We start from the raw sequence: 22,244 nt of genomic DNA on the forward strand, positions 1-22,244 counted from the left end.
TTCCTCCTCCAAATGTTGTATTATTTATAGTCATAAATCGTTACGCCTTTAACCACACGATTCACTGTACCTGTCGGTGAAGGGGTATCCGGTTTATTTCCAACTTTAATAGATGTTAAAAGTGCGACTGTTTGGGCTACCATAATATCTGCTAATGCTAAATAGCCATCAGGTAATAGAGCAGTTTCTGCGGAATATTCAATAGTTGAACCTGAGAAATTACGTTTGCCGGGTTGAGCAATCGCAAAAACACCCGCCGCAATTTCGTCACCGTGAACTTCTTCTAAGATATCCAAGTCATAATCTCTTGTGTATGGTGTATTATTAACAAAACCAAACATTATTGTTTTTTCATTAATAAATGATTTTGGTCCATGACGGAAGCCCATAGAAGAGTCAAAAATTGTGGCAACTTTGCCGGCTGTTAGTTCTAAGATTTTTAATTGCGCTTCTCTTGTCAAACCAGCTAAACTTCCAGAACCAACATAAACAATTCGTTCAAAATCAAGGTTAACAATTTCATTTAATTCTTCTTCACGGGATAGCACTTCTTCACCTAATTTAATTAGAGCGGTTACATAATCTTGTTTTTGCTTAAAGGCTGTTTGATCAAAGAGTAGTAATGTACCCAAGGTCATGCAAGAAAAGCTACCAGTCATCGCAAAACCACCATCATTGGAACGTGTTGGCATTAAGAATAAAAAGCTGTTTTCTTCTTTTTGGCTTATTTGTGCCAGTTGTCCTTCTTCGGCACAAGTAATCGCTAAATGATGAATTGTTTCAACCACTTGATTAGCTACTTCAACTGCCGCTAAACTTTCAGGACTATTTCCACTTCTTGCAAACGAAACTAACAGTGTTGGTTCGTCTTTAATCAGATAATCTTCTGGTTTGGCCACAATATCCGTTGTTCCAATACTTTCGAATGAAAAGGCTTGTGTGTCGCCGTGTGCTCGGAGATAAGGTACAACCGTATCACCGACATATTGCGAAGTCCCTGCTCCTGTAAAAATTACTCTTGTTCGTTTTCCTTGCGCTTTGGCTTGGACTTCTTTTAAAAAGTTTTCCAAAGCTGTTTGATTTTCATGATAAAGTGTCACGGTTTCTTGCCAAAGCTCAGGTTGCTGACGAATTTCACGTGTCGTGATTTCCGCTCCTAGTTGTTCTAGTTCTTCTTTTTCTGCTGTAAACATACTTAACTCTCCTAACTATTCCGAATATGGCGTATCTGATAATGAAATTGGTCTGCTCGTGCCACACTCAACGTAAATTCAATAATTTCATTTTTCATGTTATATGTCTGGCGTGCTAAATGAAGGACTGGCGCTCCTTCTGGAATCATCAATAATTTGGCATCTTCTTTTGACGCAATGCTAGCGTATAATTCTTCATCAGCTAAACGAACGGTTTGCTTAAAATCTTCCGAAAATAGATCATATAATGGCTTGCTACGTAGTAATTGATCCGTAAGTGATAAGAAAAATTTCACAGGCAAGTATGTGTCTTCAACCATTAATGGCTCGTTATCAGCAATCCGCAACCGACTTAATTTAAAAACTGCCTCTCCTAACGACAGATTCAAATGCTGACAAATAAATTTATCCGCTTCCAATTTTTCGAAAGATAATATACGGGTATGTGGTTTTCGGCCCAGCCCTTTCATTTGTTCTGTAAAACTATATGCGCCAGCTAAATCAGCGGCCTCTTTTTTTATATCTGAAACAAATGTTCCTTTGCCATGACGACGATAGATGGAACCTCTATTTTCTAGTTCTTGTAGCGCTAACCGGACCGTCGTCCGACTCACTCCATATTGTGCAGTCAATTCACGTTCAGAGGGCAACTTGTCATGAGGAATCATGCATGTTTCGATTCGTTCCTGCAGCAAATCAACAAGTTGATGATACAAAGCTTTGTTTTTAAAGGCATTTTCCATAACTTTCTCCTTTACCCTAACTGGTTATAACCACAAACCAATAGTACGGTGGTTTTTTTTATTTTGTCAATAAAAAGTATTAATAAATATCTTCATACCGCTATAACCTTGAAATGATAACGTTTACATTTTTTTATTTTTCTTTATTGTAATATTTTTTTCCTAAAGAAATCATTTTTTTGTAAAAAACCACCCTTAAATATGATACCAGTTGATAAAAAAAGATCCTCTAAAAGAGAATCTTTTTTTGCTCATTTTTCATATACAGATAAATATCTTTTATTTTTTTAATTTCGGTGTACCGTACATTTTAGGTGTAACAGGCTTTAAGTTAGGAGCTTTTCCTTCAATTTTTGGTTCTTTTAACCATTGATATTCTCCTTCTCCATCTAATGCTTTACCACTAGCCCATGAGCCTTGACTGCTTGCATCTCCTTCAGAAAAGTTATAGAAATCATAGGCAATATCCAAACGTTCTTCTTCTCTAGGAAAAGTGCTTGGAACTAAGATAGAGCCCTCTTTTGTTTCCAGTTCCTTCACAGCGCTTGCCCATAAATTTTGATGATAGCTATCTCTAGCTAAAAGAACAGAAAGTAAATCTTTCACTCCACGGTCATCAATCATTTCATAAATTCGAGCAACTTGTAAGCGTCCTTGTGATTCTGCATTTAAATTAGCACGAAAATCAGCTAACATATTTCCACTAGCAATAATGTACCCACCACTCCAGGGATTTCCAACACTATCTGCGGGACGTGGCCCTAAACCAGCGACAATTGCATGTTGGGGATTCATCCCAGAAATAATTGCCCCAATTGTTGGATCTTTTTTCATTGCTTCTTCTTGATCTTCCACTGGTGCTCCTTCAAGTAGACGAGCGACCATTGTTGCAAGCATTTCAACGTGGCCCAACTCTTCAGTAGCGATATCCATTAACATATCTTTATACTTTTCTCCTCCACGACAGCTCCATCCTTGGAATAAATATTGCATTGCTACACTCATTTCACCATATTGTCCACCAATTAACTCTTGAAGATACTTTGCAATTAACGGATTTGGTTTGTCTGGTTTCGCCTCAAACTGTAATTCTTTTTGGTGTCTAAACATGATTCATCCTCCTATATAATAATTTTTAATGCTTGTTTATTTTGAATAATCTTTTTTGTAAAGATGATAACCAAAGGCTACTGAGATAATGAGCGCACCTAGGACGACTAATAAAAACCCGAAACCAGAACTTTTACCTGGTAGGCCGCCAGTATTCATACCCCAAACACCAGCAATCATCGCTGGAATTGAAATAATTAAGGCCGCTGAATCAAGATATTTCATTAAATGATTTAATTGGTTATCCATCATGCCGCTAAAAAGATTGCCAATACTTTCTAAAAGGTCTCTATAAATCGAAATCATTTTTTCGGTTTGTCGTTGTCTCAGTTGAACGTCATAAAGTAGTTTTTTATCTGATAATCGATGGACAAACTGGGAAGATTGCCAAAGTAATTCTAATGTGCTTTTTTGATCCTTTAACGTATGATCAATGTAAACGATTTCTCTTTCTAAATCAGCTTGTCTGTACAACTCCTTGTTTTCTGTAGTCATACGTGCTTTTTTATCTAGACGATCGATCCGTTGTTTTTTTTCCTTTAACTCTTCTACGTAATGTGAATAGATATCTAAAATCGCATACGTTATTAGTTTTTCAAACGTATCTATTTTGCAACCATATTTTTCTAATAAACGATCAAAAAAATGATTGTTTTCGTTAGTACATGTAATTAAAAGGTTTTCTGAAGAAATAAAGGAAATAGGTGCTAAACGTTCCTCAATGTTCTCGCCCTCCTTCAAAAGGTTCATAAGCACTAGCGAAATCGGTTGTTTCAACGTCGTTCCCGAAAGAGTTTCAAACCGAGAAACTTCTTCTGGATACGACGTACCCACAAAAATATCTTTAGGAAAATTATACTCTTTAATTATTCTTTCAATTACCTGAGTTTCACTAGTGTCAATCACTAACCAATTAAACTCTTTTTCTTCTGTCTCCCTCACTCGTTCCCCACCAATAAAGTAGTACTTGGGCATTATAAATCTCTCCTTCTAAAAAATATTTCGAGTAAACGCACAATGCCTAGCGCAAATTAGTCTTCTTTACGTCTCCACTTTTCTGTAGTAATTAATTGAGGTGTACCTCTATTATTCTAAATAACAAGGGTTATCAAACATGTTCAACAGCTTTACTATTTTTGGCATAAGAAAGATATTTACTAAATGTTTTTGCACAACGAAAGGCAGTCCTGTTCGCATATTGATCATAATAACGCTTGGTATACCACTGAAATTCTTTCGTCCAAGGTTTGACATGGCCAGTAAAGTGGATAATGGATGGTGCTCTTCTCGTTTCTTCATATTGTCTTTCTCCATAAATAGTCGGATGTTTTTTCGCTTTTGACAGAATATAACCTTGGGCATTCCACTTAGGATGTAACTGGGTCCAACGGTCGTGTAAAACCGCATTCAATGCATCTTGATCATGGAAACGTAATTTATCTGGATTTTCTTCAATAAATCTTAAGACTTTAGTGGTTACATCTAAATTCAACCATTTTTTAACATCGATTAGCAACAAGCCTGAGTTAAAATAACACATAGATTCTGCAGGAATCGCCATTTTTTCCAAACGTTGATGGAACCCTGCATCTTCCACAGCGGCGATGATATTTTCACCTAAATCAACTGTCCATAATTTTGCGACATCATCTAAGGCAATCATGTCACAATCCATATACAACAGCCGTTCGATCTGGCTTCCTCTAAACAACTCTGGAATAGCAATCCTGTAGTAAGCTGTTTTGGGGATTCGCTCACTGGTTACAACATTTTTGAAAAAATGGGGGTTGATTTTTAAAAATGTTAACTCTGCATTGATTTGGGTATGTTTAATCGTAAAATACAGTAGTTGCTTGCTTTCAAAATTGATATTGTCATCAATCACATAAAAATGAACAGCTGCCGCTGAAGGACTATTTTCTAAAATTGAAACAAACATAGCAGCAAGATGCGGTACAAAGTTGGTATTGCAACATGAGACAATCGCTAATTCTTTTCTATTTTCCATTTCTTGCACCTACTTTCTTTAACTTGTTTAGATAAAGAGCTGTATAAGGATGATTTTCTAACGTATTCCAGGGTTTATCGTGACCAGTAAAATGAATAATCGCTGGCTCTTGATTTCCCGCTGCATATAATTTTTGGTAAGCCTCATTAGGCGCTTCATGACGATTAAAAACTAAAGACGTCTGCATATTCCATCTTGGTTCTAAAGCTAGCCAATCTTCATAGAGAACGGCGTTTAAAGCATCTTGGTCATGATAAACTATGCGGTCCCCATTTTCTTCTAGATACTGAATTGTTTTTTGAGTGATTGCTTGCTCGTTCCATCGGTCAATATCAATCATCATGACTCCTGAATTAAAATAATAATCGGAGGAATGGATGCCCAAACGTTTCAAGGCATATGCTTGACCAGGATCAATAACCGCGCCAATCGTTTGGTTCACTAATGGCGTATCATACAACTGGACAATATCATCTAAAACAAGCGTATCTGCATCTAAATAAAGAACCTTTTTATAGCTATATTTTTGTAAAAGTGACGGTAAAGAAATGCGTAAGTAAGCGGTCGTTGTAATATGATCACTCACTAAAAAATTTTGATAAACTTCTTTGTCTGCTGTTAGAAATTCAACAGTCGCACTTTGTGAGTTACTACTAACCGTTTGTCGGAGTGCTTTTTTGCTAGATAGCGACAGCCCATCATCAATCACATAAAAATGAACAGGTCTCTCCGCATGACAATTTTCTAAAACAGTTGTCATCATTACATTCAAATAAGGAGCATAATTTTCGTCTGAAGCTGTCACAATTGGCACAATCTTCTGAGTTTTTCTCATCAAAACCACTCTCCTCTTTCATCTTTTTATAGCTAAGTTCATAACCAGAATAGGACCGAAAAAATATTTATGCAAATCATACGCTTTAATAAACATAATTAAATTATAAAAAAAATATATTTTATTGCTATTAAAAAATATTTATGAGGAAACAAAAATAAATAATAGACCTCTAATTTAGGGATATATTAAGCAAAACAAAACCTACTTAATACTGCCACTACTATTTTTTTACTTCGGATAAAAGTATTGCTTCTAGATTTTCTTATTTGTTTTAATATTAAAAAAAATATTACCAATAAAAAACTGACTACTCAGTTAAGTAGTCAGTTTTTTGTTTAATAATCTTTAAAAATATTCTCATTTTCAAGGCTTAACTTCTGATAACCGCCATCTAACATTTCCTGAATACCGTCCTGGTACAACCTTTAAAGGATCAGCTTTAAAACGAAAATAGAGATCATAATCATTTAAACTTTTAGTTACATCCTTACCTTCTACTTCTTGCTTTAGAATTAACTGTTCATCTTTGGTTAATTGAAAAAGTAATGTTTGAGTATTCTTTTCAAAAAAACAAAGAGAGACCTCTTGTCCCCAGCTTTCTAGTTGTTCAACGATAGTTGCTAGTTGTCCGCTTAATTCCCAAGAGTAACTACTTGTATTTGTAATTGTCAACGAATCATTCTCTGGTAAATTTTCTATTTTCATATAGAAATAACCATCTTCACGCTTCGTTTGAACTAATTCGTTGATTGTCAAAGTATTTCCAACAAAAGCAGTAGGAACTGTTGTTAATTCTATAATTCCTTTGAAATCAATGGCTTGAATTTTGGTTTCTGATTGATTTCCTTCAGCATCTACTGTATACATACCTACGTAATACATTTTTTCAGGTTGAAGCTGTGAAGTTTCGTATTCAATAGTTGTTTCAAAATTCTCCGTTAAATTTTCTCTCGAAAGATGTGCTTTTTCAATAAAAGTAGTCGTAGCTAATTCTTCTTCTGAAACAATAGGACTCATAAACAGTTTAGTGGACGTAGAATTTTCATCTTCAATTTGAACAGGAAGGTAGGCCTTACGTTTTTGTCTTACAATTTGAGGAGACTGAGCTGCCTCCGTTGCAGAAGAATGACCAGTTGTAATTGTCGGCCTCCATTTCCCTGTTAGCTTGTAATAATGGGCAGCTGGATCCCCGGTAGTCACTGGTTTAGAAAAAGCATTCCCGGAAAAAGTACTAGAAACAGGAACAGTTAAATCCAGCAGGCTATTTATTTGAACGAGCTTATTTTTCACTTTGAAATAAAGACCATACAACGTGCCTCTTTCAAGTGCCGGTAATGTAATGACTATTTTGTCTTTTTCTCTTGTAAAAGGGAGTGCTTGTCCACCCGTTGGTTGAGCGCCTGTCCCAATTTCTTGAGCACTCCCGAAGTAAACCTTATTCTCTAGCACTTCAAAGTTATCAGGGAGTGTCATTTGGATCCTCGTCCCGGCTTGTAAACGAAGTAAATCACTTGTTTGTAAATAATCAATCGCTGTCATATACGTGATTTCTTGACTTCTGTCAACAGAATGAACTTCGTTTTGAGGAATCCCAGTGTCTGCTAGCAATTGGTTATCCGCTGATTGTGCAACACCCGTACGTAATTGCAAATCTACCAGCCCTTCCACATTTGTAAATGAAATAGCTTTTGCTTGTGCATAGCCCCCGTTTGCTCCAGTAAATCCAAAATAAACACGTTTATTTTCATTTAAGCCTAAGTTATTTTTAAACTCCGTATCCACAGGAATCGTAATATTTAAGGCATAATCAGGAACAGAATAGGTAAATGTTCCCGCTTCTCGTTTAAATTCCACGATAAATTTATGCCACTTACTATCAGATAAATCTGTCACTCCTTTTTCATTTCGGTGATGAAGGACTTTGTCAATCTTAAAAATACCATCTTTTGTATAGGAAGTTTCTGCCCCCGGATAAGCCCAGGCAATATGATGACCTTTGGAACTTGTATCACGATCCATCATGCCATCGTTTGCAATAAGATTACTATTATTGTTATAGAAGGTATCAAATTCAATCGCCAAACTGTTAGGAATTGCCCCCTTACTTAATGGTGTAGAATCTCCTGTGTTTGCCCATACTCCAATCGTTGGACCAGCTTCTTCGGCTATTGCTGTCGGACCATTACTTTGCATAACAAATGTTAATCCATCACTATCATTTGTTACATTTTCAATATAAAAAGCCATCTCAATTTTAAAATCATTTGTAAAACTCACTGGGTTATTAAACCAAACTGCCCCACTAGAACTCGGTGTTGTATCATTAATCTGAACATAGCGGTGATTTTCAGATCCACTTGGACTTCCCGCTTTTCCTACCGTCGAAATCATCGTTTGATCAATTGGCAATGTCTCAAACGCTGGTTCAATGATTGCTGCTAACCCTTCACCGGGAAAGAAAAATAGGCCACCAAAGAAAAGTAGTAAATAGGAAAGTAAAAAAAACAAGCCGCCTAATTTGCTGGGCTTCATTCTTGATTCACCCTCTTTTTATTTTTTAATTGGTAATATTTCCAAAGTAAGCCCAGAATTGCTAGTAAAAACACAATCAGCATTCCAACTAAAATTGAAAATATAATAGATTCATCTTTCTGTTTGGTGAAAAAGACTGTTTTTTGATTAATTACTTTCGCTTGAGCAGCAGAAACAGTAAACGAGTCATCGAACACCCAGTTGCCTTTTGAGGAATGAATTGCGATATGAACATTATATGTTCCAGATTTTAAGGTTTCTTCCTTTAACTCTGTTAAAATTGGAATCAAGGAGTTAGGAGCAATTTGATAGTTGTCTGCTTTTTTCGTACCAATTATTTTTTTATTTGTTTTATCATAGACAGTTGTCTCAACGTTTACCTTACCAAATGCGGTAGGCTGGTTGTTTATCAAGGTACTTTTGATAACTACAGTATCATTTTTTATGACTGGCTCAGTTTTGTCAAAAAGTAAATTAGGCTCAGGCAGTGAACCCAAATCGGTGCGTAATCTGACACCGATTTGGGTTAGATATTTTGCCTGAATCATTGAATGCATTGCTTTTTCTTGGTTTGGGGAAGTAATTGTTTCAAAAGCAAAAGCACCTAGCACTTCACCAGTAATTTTTTGTCGTTGACTGTCTAACTGAAACGAAACTTTTTTACTTTCAGAAGGCTTCAGACTTATTATTTGTTGTTTTGGTTCAACAAATTGAGTAAATGACTGCCCCTGATACATTTCTGCAGTTTCACGGCTTTGATAAGCAATTATACCCGTAGATGTTGTATAACTGTTTAAAGCACTCGCTTTTACTTGCAATGTTTGTTCAGATGTATTTGTAACTAGAAGAGTCAACGTTTGTTTATTTTCCTGAAGATATAAATCAAAATATGTAGCTTCTGATACTTGATTTTCAGGATACTCGGGTGTCACAGTAAAAGCGGTCGTTTCCGCCTCTACAGACATTACTTTACTATTTATGCTAAAAAATATGCTACATAATGTGAAAAAAAATAACAAAAAAGTAGTGTTACTTTTAACCGTCATGCTCTCTCCTCCTAACAGCCAAAATTTCAACTCTGTTGTTGAGCCATTTAACTTACAGACAAATTACTAATTTTTTTGTCTAGGTTGCTTCATTCAGGAGTATAAGCGTTTGTTAACACCCAAGTAACCGTCCCACTGTAGCGGCCACTATTAATATTTTGTTTTGGAAAAGTTAACGTCGTGTTTGATAAATCAAATTCATTCGCTGCCAATCCAGTTGTTCCGTTTGCACTAGCGACAAGTGTTGGCTCAGTCGTGCCAGCATCAATTGTTGTCGTAGCAGTAACTGTCGCATCACCTTTTGCCCGTGTGGTTGCTAAATTCAATTTCGCAGATTGTAATTTTACGTTATTTTCATTTTTTATATCTGATAGTTTTAACGACAACATCCAGCCGGATTCGTTTGGCCCTCGATAATCAGATACTTTCGTTATCTCTGGTGTTCCAGTCAATGTTTGATCAGATTCCGCAACATCTTGAATCGTTAGCTCTCCAAAATTAAAGTTAGAAACTGCATCTAAATTTAAGATTCCTGGTTGAATTGTCAAAGATGCTTCACTTGTCAATTCAGCTGTTGGGTTCGCTTCAGCGGCATACGAATTGATTGCGCCACCTCCCAAAGTCACTCCCAGTACTGCTATTGTTGATAAAATACTTTTTTTCATCCTATCCCATCCTTTTTAAAATTTTCAAAAAATGACCTTAACCATCTAAAAGATAATTAGCCTGAATTGGAGCATAACACAAGATGTTTTTCCTTTTAAAAAAAGATGTACTATAAGTCATTTTCATTAGAGAAAGACCTTTCTATGATGGTATAATAGGGAAACAGAAAGAAACTTTCAGAGACCAAGGAGGAAAACTGGCGTGTATGGTCAAACAATCAGAAAAATTCGAAAAGACAAAGGGTTAACTCAAAAAGATGTTTGCCAAGGAGTTGTGACACTGAGCTATTACAGCCGAATTGAACGAAACATTAGTACCCCTACCATCGATATATTTATGGAGATCATAAAAAATTTGAATGTTCGATTAGAAGAATTTATGTATATTCACAATGGCTATCAGAAAGCTTTAAAAGATCAGACTTGGTTTGAGATTACCGAACTTTATCATGCAGGAAATATGAAAAGTCTCGAGGACTATAAAACAGCGATTTTAACTGGAAAACTGCCACACGAAGAAGAAATTACGATTCAATTAATTAACCTGTTTATTTATCGTTTGGGCGGCAATGTCGTTGCCGAAAATATAACAAATATTGTTCAAAACTTGATGAACTTAGAAAATTGGACTAGTAGGGAAGTCACGATGTTCATTACGATTATGGACGAAATTCCTATCGAAACCTTGTTAATTATTGTCAATCGATTGCTCAAAAAAAGAAATCTTTATTCTGCTTCTGATGGCTACAATTCTCCATATAGCAAAATACTCATCAATACCATCCTTCTCTGTGTAAACAACAAGTATCTCAACGAAGGGCTAAGTTATTTGAAACAGTTTCGAGCAATGTTAGAAATTCGAGATTTATACGGAAAAACAATGGCTTTATTCTTAGAAGGCTTGCTTTGCTATGCCAAAGGAGCACAACTTGCGGGTACAAAAAAAGTTAATGAGGCCTTTCAAATTTTTCATTTATTAGAGATGGATAATTTTTCTCGCAAATATCAGCAATACTTTGAGTATATTAAAACTATCTATTAATAGGTTCATTTTTGTGACTTTTACAGTATTTACTATTGTCTCTAAAAAAACTATTATAAAAGCGAAGGACAAAAATCTAAAATGATTTTTGTCCTTCACTTCATACAAGATCCTTTTTCCCTTACAAAAGTTATCCTTCTTAAATGATCTATGGCGTAGTCGGATAATTTTGGACTGTCGTTTGATTGCCATTTTGACTAAACAAGCTAGTTGATTGTGCATTTTTTTGTTTTTCTACTTCTAAGACTTTGTTTTTTTCAAAAGCCACATCATAGTTGTAGTCCTTTGGTTGCACTTCTTGGAATCCTTGTGGTTTATAAAAACGTAAAAGGTTTTCCTGATTTAATTTGTCAGATAAACTTAACGATTTTTTCACCCAATCGTTATCTTTCGTGACTTCCGCTTTTAAATCTGCTGGAACTTGGTCTAATTTTTTTCCTTGATTATTGTAGATTTCCCCACCTAGATAAGAAAATTGAGGCGTTACAAAATCGCCATTTCTAAAAGGAACCACTTGTTTATATTGAGGAGATAAAAGGTCCGTGCCAAAATGGATATAATTTTTATCATCGACACCTAAAAGATGGTACAGTGTCGGTAAAACGTCAATTTCCCCACCATATTCGTGCATGATTTTCCCTTGCGTATAGCCTGGCATGTAAAACATCAAAGGTACTCTTTGCAATTGCGCATTGTCATAGTTTGTCCACGTTTTTGGATCGCGGTTGAAGGCTTTACATAAGTCCTTGTTGTTCGCATCTGAAATACCGAAGTGGTCACCATAAATAACAAAAATAGAATGATTGTATAAACTTGTTGTTTGCAAGTAATGGAAAAATTGTTCTAGCGATTGATCCAAATAGTGCGCTGTTCGAACATAATCATCCACAATCGAATTGCCTGTGTTCAATTTAGGAAACGGGAAGTTTTGGTCATCCGTATAATAAGGGGTATGATTGGTCACAGTTAAAAACTTCGCATAGAATGGCTGCTGTAAATGCTCAAGCTCACTAGCTGATTCACGCAACAATTGTTTATCTAAAATACCGTAACCTAGCATTTTGTCATCTTTTGAAAAATATGACCGATCAAAAAAGTATTGATATCCTAAGTTTTTATACACATGGTCTCGATTCCAAAAACTCCCCACATTTCCATGGAAAACAGCGGTTGTATAGCCTTTTTGTCCTAAAACTGCGGGAGCCGCTTCGAAAGTATTGTCTGATCCTAATTGTGTAAAAAGAGAGCCTTGCGGGAGCCCGAATGTTCCTGTTTCTAACATGTTCTCCGCATCACTCGTTTTTCCTTGCCCTACTTCATGAAAGAAATTATCAAAACTGATTGTCGCTTTGTTTTGATAGAGCTGATTTAAAAACGGTGTAACCTCTTGGCCTTGGACTTTCATATTAATCAAAAATTGTTGAAAACTTTCTAAATGAATCACAAATACATTTTTTCCTTTGGCAATCCCGGCATACTGCGGATTAAGCGGTAAATTATTTTGCTTGGTAAATTTCATGATTTCAGGTAATTCGTTTGAACTAGCTTCTGCTCTTACCTCATTTGACATGGCTGTTTTGACACCATCGATGGCTGTGAATGCATCCAAGCCAAGATATTTTACAATATAATTACGGTCAAAAATTCTTTGAAGCAATTGAGGACGATCGGTTTCGCTTAAAAATAAGTTAACCGAAAAGAGCAAGACACTTAAACAACTAATTGAGATCGCCAATCTTCTGTTGATAGGTTTAGTCATGAAGACTTGATGATTCCGTCGCTGTTTAAAAGAGTAAAATACCAAAACGAGCAGCACTAAAGTATCTAGCCAATAAAAGACATCGTGGACCCTCATTAAGGCAAGTAAATCACCAGAAATCCCTTCTGAAACTTTTGAAAAGCCAAAAACAGATTGGATGGTAATAAAGTCAGTGAATTCACGATAAAAAATAATATTCAAATATAAAATTAATGTATTTAAAACATTTAAAAGAGTTAAGCTAAGCATAAATGTTTTATGCTTTTTAAAATACAAACTAAAGCCAAATAATAACAGCGTAGTAGCAACTGGATTGAACCACAAAATTTCTCGTTGGAGACTGCCCTTAACGCCCAATGAGAAATCTAGGTAATACGCCAGAATCGTTTTTGCCCAAAAGAGTAAAACAAAAAATAAAAAGAGTCCTAATCGGTTATTTATTTTTTTCATCTAAGTTTGTCTTCCTTTCCCTTCAAAAAAATCTTGATTTGTTAAAAATAAAACCTAACTCTGCGCAATGACTTTTTCGCTAGCGGAGAATTGGATAAATAACTTAAAAAGATAATCGCAATGGCGCAACATCCAAATAAAAGCCATACGTTTGTAAAAGGTGTTCGAGTAAGGGAACTAGTAATAGGCTTTGTAATTAAAAGACTTGGTAGCGCCACCCCTAAAGAATTGCCAATTTGCTTACATGTCACCGCAATGGCTGCTGCCGTTCCTGACTGAGAAAACGGCATTCCTTCAATCGCTGTAATGGTAATCGGTGAATTTAACATCCCAAACCCAATGCCTAAAAAGATATAAATAACAAATAAAATAATCATAGGCGTTGTTTTAGTTACAAATAATTGTAAAAAGCTAACAGCCAACATTGAAATACCACAAAGCATAATAGGACGTTTCGTCCCTATTCTCCCTACCATTTCGCCGGCTCTCGGGGCAACAAGAAAACTAACAAAAGCCAAAGGAATGGTTGATAAGCCAGCTTCCAACGGGCTGAAGCCTCTCATTTCTTGCAAATATAGCGTGTTTAAAAATAAATAACCGTTATATATGATAAAGCCAAAAATAGCTAAAAAAGAAGCCGATGTAAAGGGAATAGATAAAAAGAAGCGCGGATTGATTAACGGATTGTCAATGTTATATTCATAAATAAAGAAAATAACAATAGCTAAGCAGCCGATTATCCCAGTACTTAAAATATCTGGCGCGAAAAGCCCTTTTCTAGGTAGTCCGATAATGGAATAGATAGAACTAAATAGAAAAAGAATCATCAATGCTTGACCAACAAAATCATTTTTCACCGTCTTCTCTACTTTTGACTCAGGTACAAACTTTTGTGTAAGGATGATTGCCGCAGCAATGATCGGTACATTGACAAAAAAGACATACCTCCAGCTAAAATAAGAAACAATCAGTCCGCCAATAATCGGGCCCATTCCTAAGGAAATCCCTGTAACAGAGCCCCACAAGCCAATTGCTTTCGCTCGTTCTAACTTTTCGGTAAATACCTGTGTAATAATAGACATTGCTACCGGATTTAACATAGAACCACCAATCCCTTGCAACATGCGAAACGCAATCAATTGCCCTGGGGTTTGCGAAATCCCACATAGGAAAGACGCTAAACCAAAACAGGCTAAGCCCAATTGAAGGACTCGTTTACGGCCAATTCGGTCTGCTGTAGACCCAGATAACAATAATAAGGATGCTACCATTAAAGTGTACCCATCTGTTACCCACTGTAATGTAGACAGATTCGTGTGAAAATCACTTTTAATGGATGGTAACGCCACATTGACAACCGTAACATCCATGGTCACTACAAACAAACTCATGCAACAAGTATACAAAATAACTTTTTTTCTATCGATCATAAAAACAGTCCTTTCTAGCAACTACATAAAACAGGAAAAACAACAATGACACTTAAACTTCTAACGACACGGTTATCGCAAGTACTCACGTATCAACAGTTCTTTATATTCCTTGCCATTTAGTTATTTTATACTTAAAAAAGTAAATCTTTAGATAGCCAAACTATACACCAGAACCCCTTTAAATTGAACCGTAATAGATACGATTTATCGATTCTTAAGTTATTAAATAATTGAACATTCCGTTCAGAAATATCGAACAGTCCCATAATTGAGCATTTCTTTTAAACAATGAACAACAAAAATAGCCTTATCCGCAGCAGAAATAAATCTAAGCGAATAATGCTATTTTTGGTAACTATTCCAAAGTAATTTTAATGGCTAAGTCTCTAGCAACTTTTGTAAAGTTGCCTTGATTTGACTAGGTTGGACAAAAACCGAACTGGAAACATTTCGGTATAAATAAAATTTTTGTTTTCGTTCAATCGGTAAAAAGAAGAGTTTAGAATCAATTTCCTGCAGTTGTTCTTTCCGAAGAGAGATCACCGCATAAACTCCTTTACTTTTTTCAATGAGACGAGTAAGCATCAACGTATCGTAGCAACAAACAAGCGGACTTGTTAATTGCAACATTTCTAGCACACTCTTGGTAGCTTCTAAATGATCTAAGTGATGAGGCAAAAATAGAAATGGATAGTTGGTCAAACAGATGAAGCCTTCTTCCTCAATTTCTTGTTTAATTTCTCTTGAAACACAAAGATACATTTTTAGTTCAATTAATTGTTCTTTCTTTAAAACTGGACTATTCACATCTGCAGAAGTAATCACAAAATCCAACTCATGATTCTCCAATTTATTCAATAACTCAAACGATGAACCATGGTAACATTCCCAAAAACGATTCAGTTGATCCTCATTTTCTGTCACTTTATACATCAAGGACGTATTTCCAAAACCTAAACGCATCACTGGATTCTCAATCATTTCATGCAGATTAAGTTTCATTTTCTTGGCCTCGTTTAAAATGATATATACAGATTGGACGATTTTATCACCATAGGAATTTAACGTCAAAGAATTCCCGTTACGGTCAAAAAGTAAATGGCCCAATTCACTTTCCAAATCTTTTAATGACGCACTTAAGGTTGATTTACTAACATGGAGTTCAGAGGCTGCTTTGGAAATACTATTATATTTTGCAATGGTATAAAAATATTCTAATTTTTCAATAGTCATCTTTTGTCATCCCTTTTATTCAAATTCATTTGCCCACGTAACCTGTTCAAAACACGCCTCACTCTTTATCAATAGCGTAGTTATTTTTGCTCTAATAAGCTATGTCCATCTTGTTATTTTTTTATAACTAATAGCAGATGGATATGAAAGTGCCTTTGGTAAAACTTTTTCTCGGAAATAGCATGAACATTCGCAACAAATTCAGCTTATTAAAAAAGGCGTCTAGCTTTTTCTATTTTACGCAAATTTACTTAAGAAATTCCATTTCAATTCTTTTCTAAAAAAGGTAAGATGGACACAACAAATGTTTCAGTTTCCATGCCCATTTACTTTAAGGTTCAGCGTTATCTACTAAGTATGAAGAATGTCAAAGAAAGGTTAGGTACTCCCAATGAAAATTCAATTATTTAGGCACGGGTGCAGCAGAACGGATTCCAGGAATTTTTTGTAATTGTAAATTATGTAAGTACGCTCGAGAGAAAAAAGGACGAGAAATTCGTACACAAACTCAATTAATTATTGATGATGTCCTGCTGATTGATTTTCCAGGGGATTCTTATTTACACTTGTTGCAGTATGACTTGTGTTTTGCAGAATTTGACTCTTTACTAATCTCTCATTGGCATTCCGATCATTTTTACGGCGAGGATTTGGCTTATCGAATGTCTGGTTATGCATTAGATGTTCCCAATCGTTTAACTGTTTATGGAAATGAAGCAGTTAAGACGTTTTATCAGCGCGCCTTTGATTTAGAAGGTCGTCAAGACAATACCCGATTACATTATCAGGTTATTCAGCCCTACAAGTGTTTTACTATTGCGAACTATACGATTTATCCCCTTCCTGCACAACATGGAAATTTCAGTGAAGATTGTTTTATTTTCGTTATAGACGATGGTAAAGATGCTTTTTTATCCACCCATGATACAGGTTACTTTACGTCAGAAATGTTTGAATATCTTGAAAAGAGCCACTTACTTCTTAGTATTGTTTCTTTAGATTGTACTAGTCAAACAAACGAAACTGGCAATAGTCATATGAATTGGGAAGAAAATTTAAAATTAATTGCAGAATTAAAAGAAAGAAAACTCGTCACAGATAAAACGATTTACGTTGCCAACCATTTTTCTCACAATGGCGGCTTGTCTTATGCGGAGATGGCGGCTTTATCTCAAAAGCATGAAATCATTACGAGTTATGATGGTTTAGAAATACTAACTTAATCGGATTATTTGCCTTCTTTTCAGCACTATTATATGCTTTTAACCGATAATTACAAGGTACTTATATCGTAACTTACACTATCTTAAAAAACAGAAATACTCGAAATTTCCCGTGATTCTGGAAATTCCGAGTATTTTTATGGTTCTTTACGCTGCTGGCACAGCGGATAAACGTTTATTTTCTTCTTCATTCACTCGATTGACAATAAAGTTATAATTCACTTCATTTAGTCTTTGACCATGGTTTCCTGTTTGCTTAATGCCACCATTGGAATGAACACCAACTACTTCAAACTGATCATTATAGATTGGTGAACCAGATTGACCACCAGTTGTATCGATATCATAAAATAGTAATGGATTTTCTAAGTCTGTAAAGTTAGATGTGAACAAATCATTTTCATGAGACCATTGTGTGTGGTTTTTCTCACCTGGATAGCCTGTTATTGTGACATGGGTATCTGAAGATTCAAACTTTTTCAAAACAAATGGCGTTAAAATTTCTCCCAACTCTGGGCCATCTGGACGATCGTTTTGTTTGCCGACAGTCACTACCGCAATATCCGCATTCGGGGAAAAAGCTACATCAATCACTTTGAATTTGCCAAATGGTGTCGCACTGCCATCTCGACCTGGATAAAACCAAGCATCATCTTTGGCATTCGGATTTAATACTTTGGCATTCTTAAAACTTTCAGCCACATGATTATTGGTGACAATTGTATTAGTTCCAACAACAAAGCCTGTTCCTAAAGAAATATAGCCTGGTTTACTGGCAGGGGAAATGATTCTTCCGATTGACGCAAAAGGCGCTTCGGTTGTATCTGCCACTTCTTGTCTTCTGTCTTCAGGGTCCAGTAACGATCTTTTTTGTCGTGAATGACTTTCGGCAGGAACGATATACTCTTCTGCATTTGCAGAGAGGCTAAAACCAGCTATCAAACTTACTAAAATCAGAAACAAAAAACCAGCACTAATTTTTCGTATGGAGAACTTTTTCATAAGATTATGCCACTCCTTATCCATTTTTATTTAATTGGAGAATTTTTTTCATTCATTGACCAGAACAGATTCACTTGGTTGGTTTACTTGAATATCCTCTTTAGCTCCGATTCCAGCAGAGTTAAAGGCTGCTGACACCACTGAAGCTGCTTCATCGCCATATTGAACTTTTGCAGCAGCAAGCATCGCATCACGAGCATCACTGAATTGTGCTTTAGGTGTTAAGTAATTTACTAACGAGCTGTAGAAAATAGTCTGTGCTTTTTCAATGCCTAAGTTCTGGATAATGGTGTAACCAATCCGATTAATAATTCCACTATTATAATGAACACCGCCTTGATCATAATAAGGCGTTCCTTTATACCGTGCTCGATCGTCGTATTGAGCCATGGTTTCTGGTTGTCCGTGTTTACTTGGCGTTTGTAAATTTCGAATACCTGTTTTTCGGTCAACACTCTGAGTATCCGCACCAATTTCTGGATTAGATGCACCCGAAATAATATAACCCATCAAATCAGAATAAGATTCATTCAACGCACCTGATTGTCCTAAATATTCTAAACCGGCAGTATGTTCCGTCACGCCATGTGTCATTTCATGACCAACTACATCTAAAGAGGAAGCATACGTTTTTCCTGTCGGTGTACTTGTTTCACCATAACGCATTGCTTTTCCATCCCAAAAAGCATTGTCATAAGCATCTGGATGTTGTTCATCAACAACTGACAAGATGGGCATCCCTCGATCATCAATACTGTGTCGTTGGAAATGATCTTCATAATATGTTTTCACAAATTTTCCATGCGTATAGGCGTCAACAGCATTCTGATTTAATGTCGCTAGTGATGGTGCTTGAATAATAGAATAATTATTTTTGCCATCAACTACTGCATGGTAAACCCCTGTGTTATCCGTTCCGTGTAAAGCAATTCCCGTATTGTTTTTTTCAACTGGCACATTAAACGTTACTTGAAAAGAGTTTTTTAACGTTACTTCACTACCGACATGTTCCGTTAAATCTTGTTTTTCCATAATTGTTCCATCTGTAGCGTTCACTTTATAAACCAATGATATGGGGTCACCAGTTGGCGAAGAAGTTACTCTGACTTTATAAAATAATTGCCCTTCATTATTTACACGTTTGTCAATAGCTAAAAAGACAAGATCTTTATTTTCCGGATTATCAGAAGCAATAATTTTTTTAACTCCTTCTTCACCGATTGCATCAACCGATTGAATTTTCACTACTTGATCAACTGGATTTCCTGTAACACTTGTTACTGCACCGTTTTTATCTAAATGAATAATCACATTATCTGAATCAACAGTAACGCCTTCCGTTTGCTTTTCTAACTTAAGATGCTTCATCCCCCACGCATCTTCTTTTCGATCTACAACCGTATATTGTTCAGCAGCTGCCTCAGAAATTGCCTCCTTTTCCAACTTCGATAAAACTGTTGAAACTTCACTTTCTGAATAAACTTGTTCTTCTGCTGCTACAAAAAGTGAAGAAAATAGACATGAACTTCCAACAAAGATGCCTGTACCTAAAATGTATAAAATTTTATTTCCCTTCATCAAACGATTAACTCCTTCCCCAGTTTCCTTTTATTTCTTTTCCCAACAAAAGTATTGCTTTATCCTCCCTAATCTTTCCCGTTAAACGACTGCTCCTTTCCCTGCGTAAATATTTGTTGCTATTTTCATTATAGACAACTACCTAACCGGCACTATCTAAATTCCTTAATCAGCCGACATTTTTCCCTGTATTGCCCCTCATATCTCAATACCATAGTAAAAAAGTTGTTAACAAATTCATTCGTTAACAACTTTTTTACTGTTATGATTTTTTTCAATAATTAAATGTTGAGTAACCGATCCTTCATTGAAGGACGTTTGCAAATCAAATTGATCTGAAAAATCAACAATTTCTTTTACGTATAACAATCCCCAACCGTGCTCTTCAGGGTTACTTTTAGAACTAAATTTGGTTTTCTTCATAACCCTAAAATCAAATTCGGCTTGGACACTATTTGTTATCACAAACTCTTGTGTTTCATTTTTATTGAAAATTGAGATTGCGAACATTTTCAATTCTGATTTTGCACTGTTTTCAATCGCGTTATCTAATAGAATAGCCAACAAACGAATCACAACCACTAAGTCGATTGATGTATCAAGAATAAATACTTCTGGCACATCAACAATCACTTTTAGTTTTGCTTGCTTTGCGGTATTAATTTTCATACTTATGAGTGCCTTAAGTTCCATATTTTTCAAACGATTTAACTTCATAAGTTCAAATTCTTCATTATCAATAATTTTTTTGGTTGGTGCAATCGTTTCTTCATAAATTCTTTTGATTTCCAGAATATCTTCGTATGAAATAGCAATTTGTAAACTATACAATAAATTTTTATAATCATGACGAAACATCGCTAGCTCTTCGTTAATGGATTCTATTTTTTCAGTATAAATCGTTAAATTATTCAATAATTGAGTGTTGATACGTTGTTCTTCCAAATAAGCTTCAATGACTAAGCCAATCAGAATTAAAAATAAACCTACACTTATTAATAACTCCAATTTAGAACTATTTACCGTGACAAATCCTCGCATAAAGTCAGGTGAAATCTCTGGCGAAATCAAAAACACAAAAAGTAACAACAGAATCAACAATAAAAGTAAACAACCAAAAAAAATTCGACTATTTTCTAACACACGATTTAATCTTAAAAAAACACTATTGGGAATTTTTAAAGCAATCCAGATATTTATAAGCAACAGAAGAACATTTGAGGCAATCCATAATAATTTATTTTGATAAATCTGTTGAAAAAAAACACTTAAAATCGTTTGCTCCGTGTAATTGATAAACGAAACCATAAGCAATGTAAAAACAGATAAAAATATCGCTTTAAAAATTGAGAACCTCTTTTTGTGAATGAGTAAAAATCCTGTAAAAACAACGACTGTCAGCGCATAAATCAACCAAGAGTAGCCCAACATTAATGCCGCAAACGAACAAAGATTAATGACAATAAGCAATGAAAGTAACGGTATTTTACATTCAATCTTGATCAATGTTACTCGTAAAAAGACAAAAACGATAAAGCTAGATGCCAGCAAAACGTTAGTAGCTAATAACGACAAAATCATTTTTCAATATTCTTTTTAGGTTTTTCAGTTTGTCCCATCCATTGTCCAAATATATTGGGCGAATTTTGATTTAATCTAGGCTTAGTTCCCACACCATCACTGACTTTTGCAACTCTTTTTTCAATAACATTTTTAATTATTTTTTTACCAAATTTCATAAAAACACTTCCTTCAATTAAATTTTTTGTTACAGGGAGTATCATCAGACCTTGGATGACGAGACCGTAGAGTATTACTGAAGCAATCTTTTCTTTGACAAACAGACTACATAAAATAAGTAAACACACCCTTATAAGGCTTTGCTTTTTGAGCACGTTTAAATCAGATGGCTGAACAGGTTCAATTGCTGTTCCTTGTGGCGCATACCAATAAAATAATACGACTAAGAGGCAAATCAATAGAATTTTATAAATAAACGGTAAGCTCACAGAAGAATTTTTCAATACAAATGGTATGGCAACATAGATAACAATGCTTTCTAGACGACAGAGCCATTTGGTTTTTGCATGCCAGCCACCTGCGACAGGCCGTAAAAAAATCAGTACGACGTATACAATAAAGGTTTCGCTTAACGTCCCAAATAAAACTGATAAAATCAGAATCATCAGAAAATTAAATAAGCCAGAAAAATAAACGGTTAGATAATACTTTGTCCATTGTGTTTTTCCTGATTGATCTTCCTGATCCATATCCATAATATTTTTTAGAATCCAATCGATTAGCATATCGCCCTCCTCTTCAAGTATTGCACTAAATTATAACGAATATAGCGACTAATAGATAGATAATTCCTTAATTAGTCATTATC

The 22,244-nt window shown here is 35.3% G+C and carries 18 protein-coding genes; 2 read left to right on the forward strand and 16 right to left on the reverse strand.

Features of this window, described 5'->3' with window-relative positions; translation table 11 throughout:
- Positions 1-20: 20 nt before the first annotated feature.
- The 9 genes from agaS to IGJ52_RS07845 form a co-directional block, all read right to left on the reverse strand.
- Entirely contained in the window at positions 21-1,193 is a 1,173-nt protein-coding gene (agaS, locus tag IGJ52_RS07805) for a tagatose-6-phosphate ketose isomerase (protein ID WP_368015250.1), read from the reverse strand.
- Positions 1,194-1,204: 11 nt separating this feature from the next.
- On the reverse strand, positions 1,205-1,936 hold the full coding sequence (locus IGJ52_RS07810; RefSeq protein WP_002360115.1) for a GntR family transcriptional regulator: 732 nt from the start codon (positions 1,934-1,936) through the stop codon (positions 1,205-1,207).
- A gap of 279 nt (positions 1,937-2,215) precedes the next feature.
- A complete protein-coding gene (locus IGJ52_RS07815; RefSeq protein WP_438792007.1) occupies positions 2,216-3,046 on the reverse strand; it encodes a manganese catalase family protein in 831 nt (276 codons plus the stop codon).
- A gap of 36 nt (positions 3,047-3,082) precedes the next feature.
- A complete protein-coding gene (locus tag IGJ52_RS07820; protein ID WP_438792008.1) occupies positions 3,083-4,021 on the reverse strand; it encodes a magnesium transporter CorA family protein in 939 nt (312 codons plus the stop codon).
- A gap of 133 nt (positions 4,022-4,154) precedes the next feature.
- On the reverse strand, positions 4,155-5,054 hold the full coding sequence (locus tag IGJ52_RS07825; RefSeq protein ID WP_002408861.1) for a glycosyltransferase family 8 protein: 900 nt from the start codon (positions 5,052-5,054) through the stop codon (positions 4,155-4,157).
- Positions 5,044-5,889 (reverse strand): glycosyltransferase family 8 protein, encoded by an 846-nt coding sequence (locus tag IGJ52_RS07830; protein ID WP_104845999.1) that lies wholly within the window; start codon positions 5,887-5,889, stop codon positions 5,044-5,046. Before IGJ52_RS07830 ends, IGJ52_RS07825 begins: the two co-directional genes overlap by 11 nt.
- Before the next feature lie 366 nt (positions 5,890-6,255).
- Positions 6,256-8,424, reverse strand: a complete 2,169-nt coding sequence (locus IGJ52_RS07835) for an L-type lectin-domain containing protein (RefSeq protein ID WP_425140228.1) — start codon at positions 8,422-8,424, stop codon at positions 6,256-6,258.
- Positions 8,421-9,470 (reverse strand): DUF916 and DUF3324 domain-containing protein, encoded by a 1,050-nt coding sequence (locus IGJ52_RS07840; RefSeq protein ID WP_010715280.1) that lies wholly within the window; start codon positions 9,468-9,470, stop codon positions 8,421-8,423. The genes IGJ52_RS07835 and IGJ52_RS07840 overlap by 4 nt, the downstream gene beginning before the upstream one ends.
- Positions 9,471-9,559: 89 nt before the next feature.
- Positions 9,560-10,135: a WxL domain-containing protein gene (locus IGJ52_RS07845; protein ID WP_002419876.1), complete on the reverse strand. Its 576-nt coding sequence runs from the start codon at positions 10,133-10,135 to the stop codon at positions 9,560-9,562.
- A gap of 202 nt (positions 10,136-10,337) precedes the next feature.
- On the opposite strand from IGJ52_RS07845, the gene IGJ52_RS07850 reads away from it, so the two are divergent.
- Positions 10,338-11,177: a helix-turn-helix domain-containing protein gene (locus IGJ52_RS07850; protein WP_104846001.1), complete on the forward strand. Its 840-nt coding sequence runs from the start codon at positions 10,338-10,340 to the stop codon at positions 11,175-11,177.
- Positions 11,178-11,325: 148 nt separating this feature from the next.
- On the opposite strand, the gene IGJ52_RS07855 is transcribed toward IGJ52_RS07850, so the two are convergent.
- The 3 genes from IGJ52_RS07855 to IGJ52_RS07865 all read right to left on the reverse strand — a co-directional run bounded on the left by IGJ52_RS07855 (position 11,326) and on the right by IGJ52_RS07865 (position 16,052).
- Complete coding sequence (locus IGJ52_RS07855; RefSeq protein ID WP_002381784.1) at positions 11,326-13,386, reverse strand: LTA synthase family protein; 2,061 nt, start codon at positions 13,384-13,386, stop codon at positions 11,326-11,328.
- 41 nt (positions 13,387-13,427) lie between these two features.
- Positions 13,428-14,816, reverse strand: coding sequence for an MFS transporter (locus IGJ52_RS07860; RefSeq protein WP_438792009.1), 1,389 nt, complete (start codon positions 14,814-14,816; stop codon positions 13,428-13,430).
- A gap of 381 nt (positions 14,817-15,197) precedes the next feature.
- Entirely contained in the window at positions 15,198-16,052 is an 855-nt protein-coding gene (locus IGJ52_RS07865) for a LysR family transcriptional regulator (RefSeq protein WP_002419887.1), read from the reverse strand.
- 431 nt (positions 16,053-16,483) lie between these two features.
- Between IGJ52_RS07865 and IGJ52_RS07870 the strand changes: the two genes are divergently transcribed.
- A complete protein-coding gene (locus tag IGJ52_RS07870) occupies positions 16,484-17,275 on the forward strand; it encodes an MBL fold metallo-hydrolase (RefSeq protein WP_438792186.1) in 792 nt (263 codons plus the stop codon).
- A gap of 147 nt (positions 17,276-17,422) precedes the next feature.
- On the opposite strand, the gene sprE is transcribed toward IGJ52_RS07870, so the two are convergent.
- The 4 genes from sprE to fsrB form a co-directional block, all read right to left on the reverse strand.
- Entirely contained in the window at positions 17,423-18,277 is an 855-nt protein-coding gene (gene sprE / locus IGJ52_RS07875; protein WP_438792010.1) for a serine proteinase SprE, read from the reverse strand.
- Between the two features lie 48 nt (positions 18,278-18,325).
- Positions 18,326-19,858 carry a gelatinase GelE gene (gelE, locus tag IGJ52_RS07880; protein WP_080005928.1) on the reverse strand — a complete coding sequence of 511 codons (1,533 nt, stop codon included), beginning with the start codon at positions 19,856-19,858 and terminating at the stop codon, positions 18,326-18,328.
- 234 nt (positions 19,859-20,092) lie between these two features.
- Complete coding sequence (gene fsrC, locus IGJ52_RS07885) at positions 20,093-21,436, reverse strand: sensor histidine kinase FsrC (protein WP_002408850.1); 1,344 nt, start codon at positions 21,434-21,436, stop codon at positions 20,093-20,095.
- A complete protein-coding gene (gene fsrB / locus IGJ52_RS07890) occupies positions 21,433-22,161 on the reverse strand; it encodes a quorum-sensing system protein FsrB (protein ID WP_002377181.1) in 729 nt (242 codons plus the stop codon). Before fsrB ends, fsrC begins: the two co-directional genes overlap by 4 nt.
- Positions 22,162-22,244 lie beyond the last annotated feature (83 nt).

The organism is Enterococcus sp. DIV1758, assembly GCF_051711985.1.
Taxonomy (GTDB): domain Bacteria; phylum Bacillota; class Bacilli; order Lactobacillales; family Enterococcaceae; genus Enterococcus; species Enterococcus faecalis.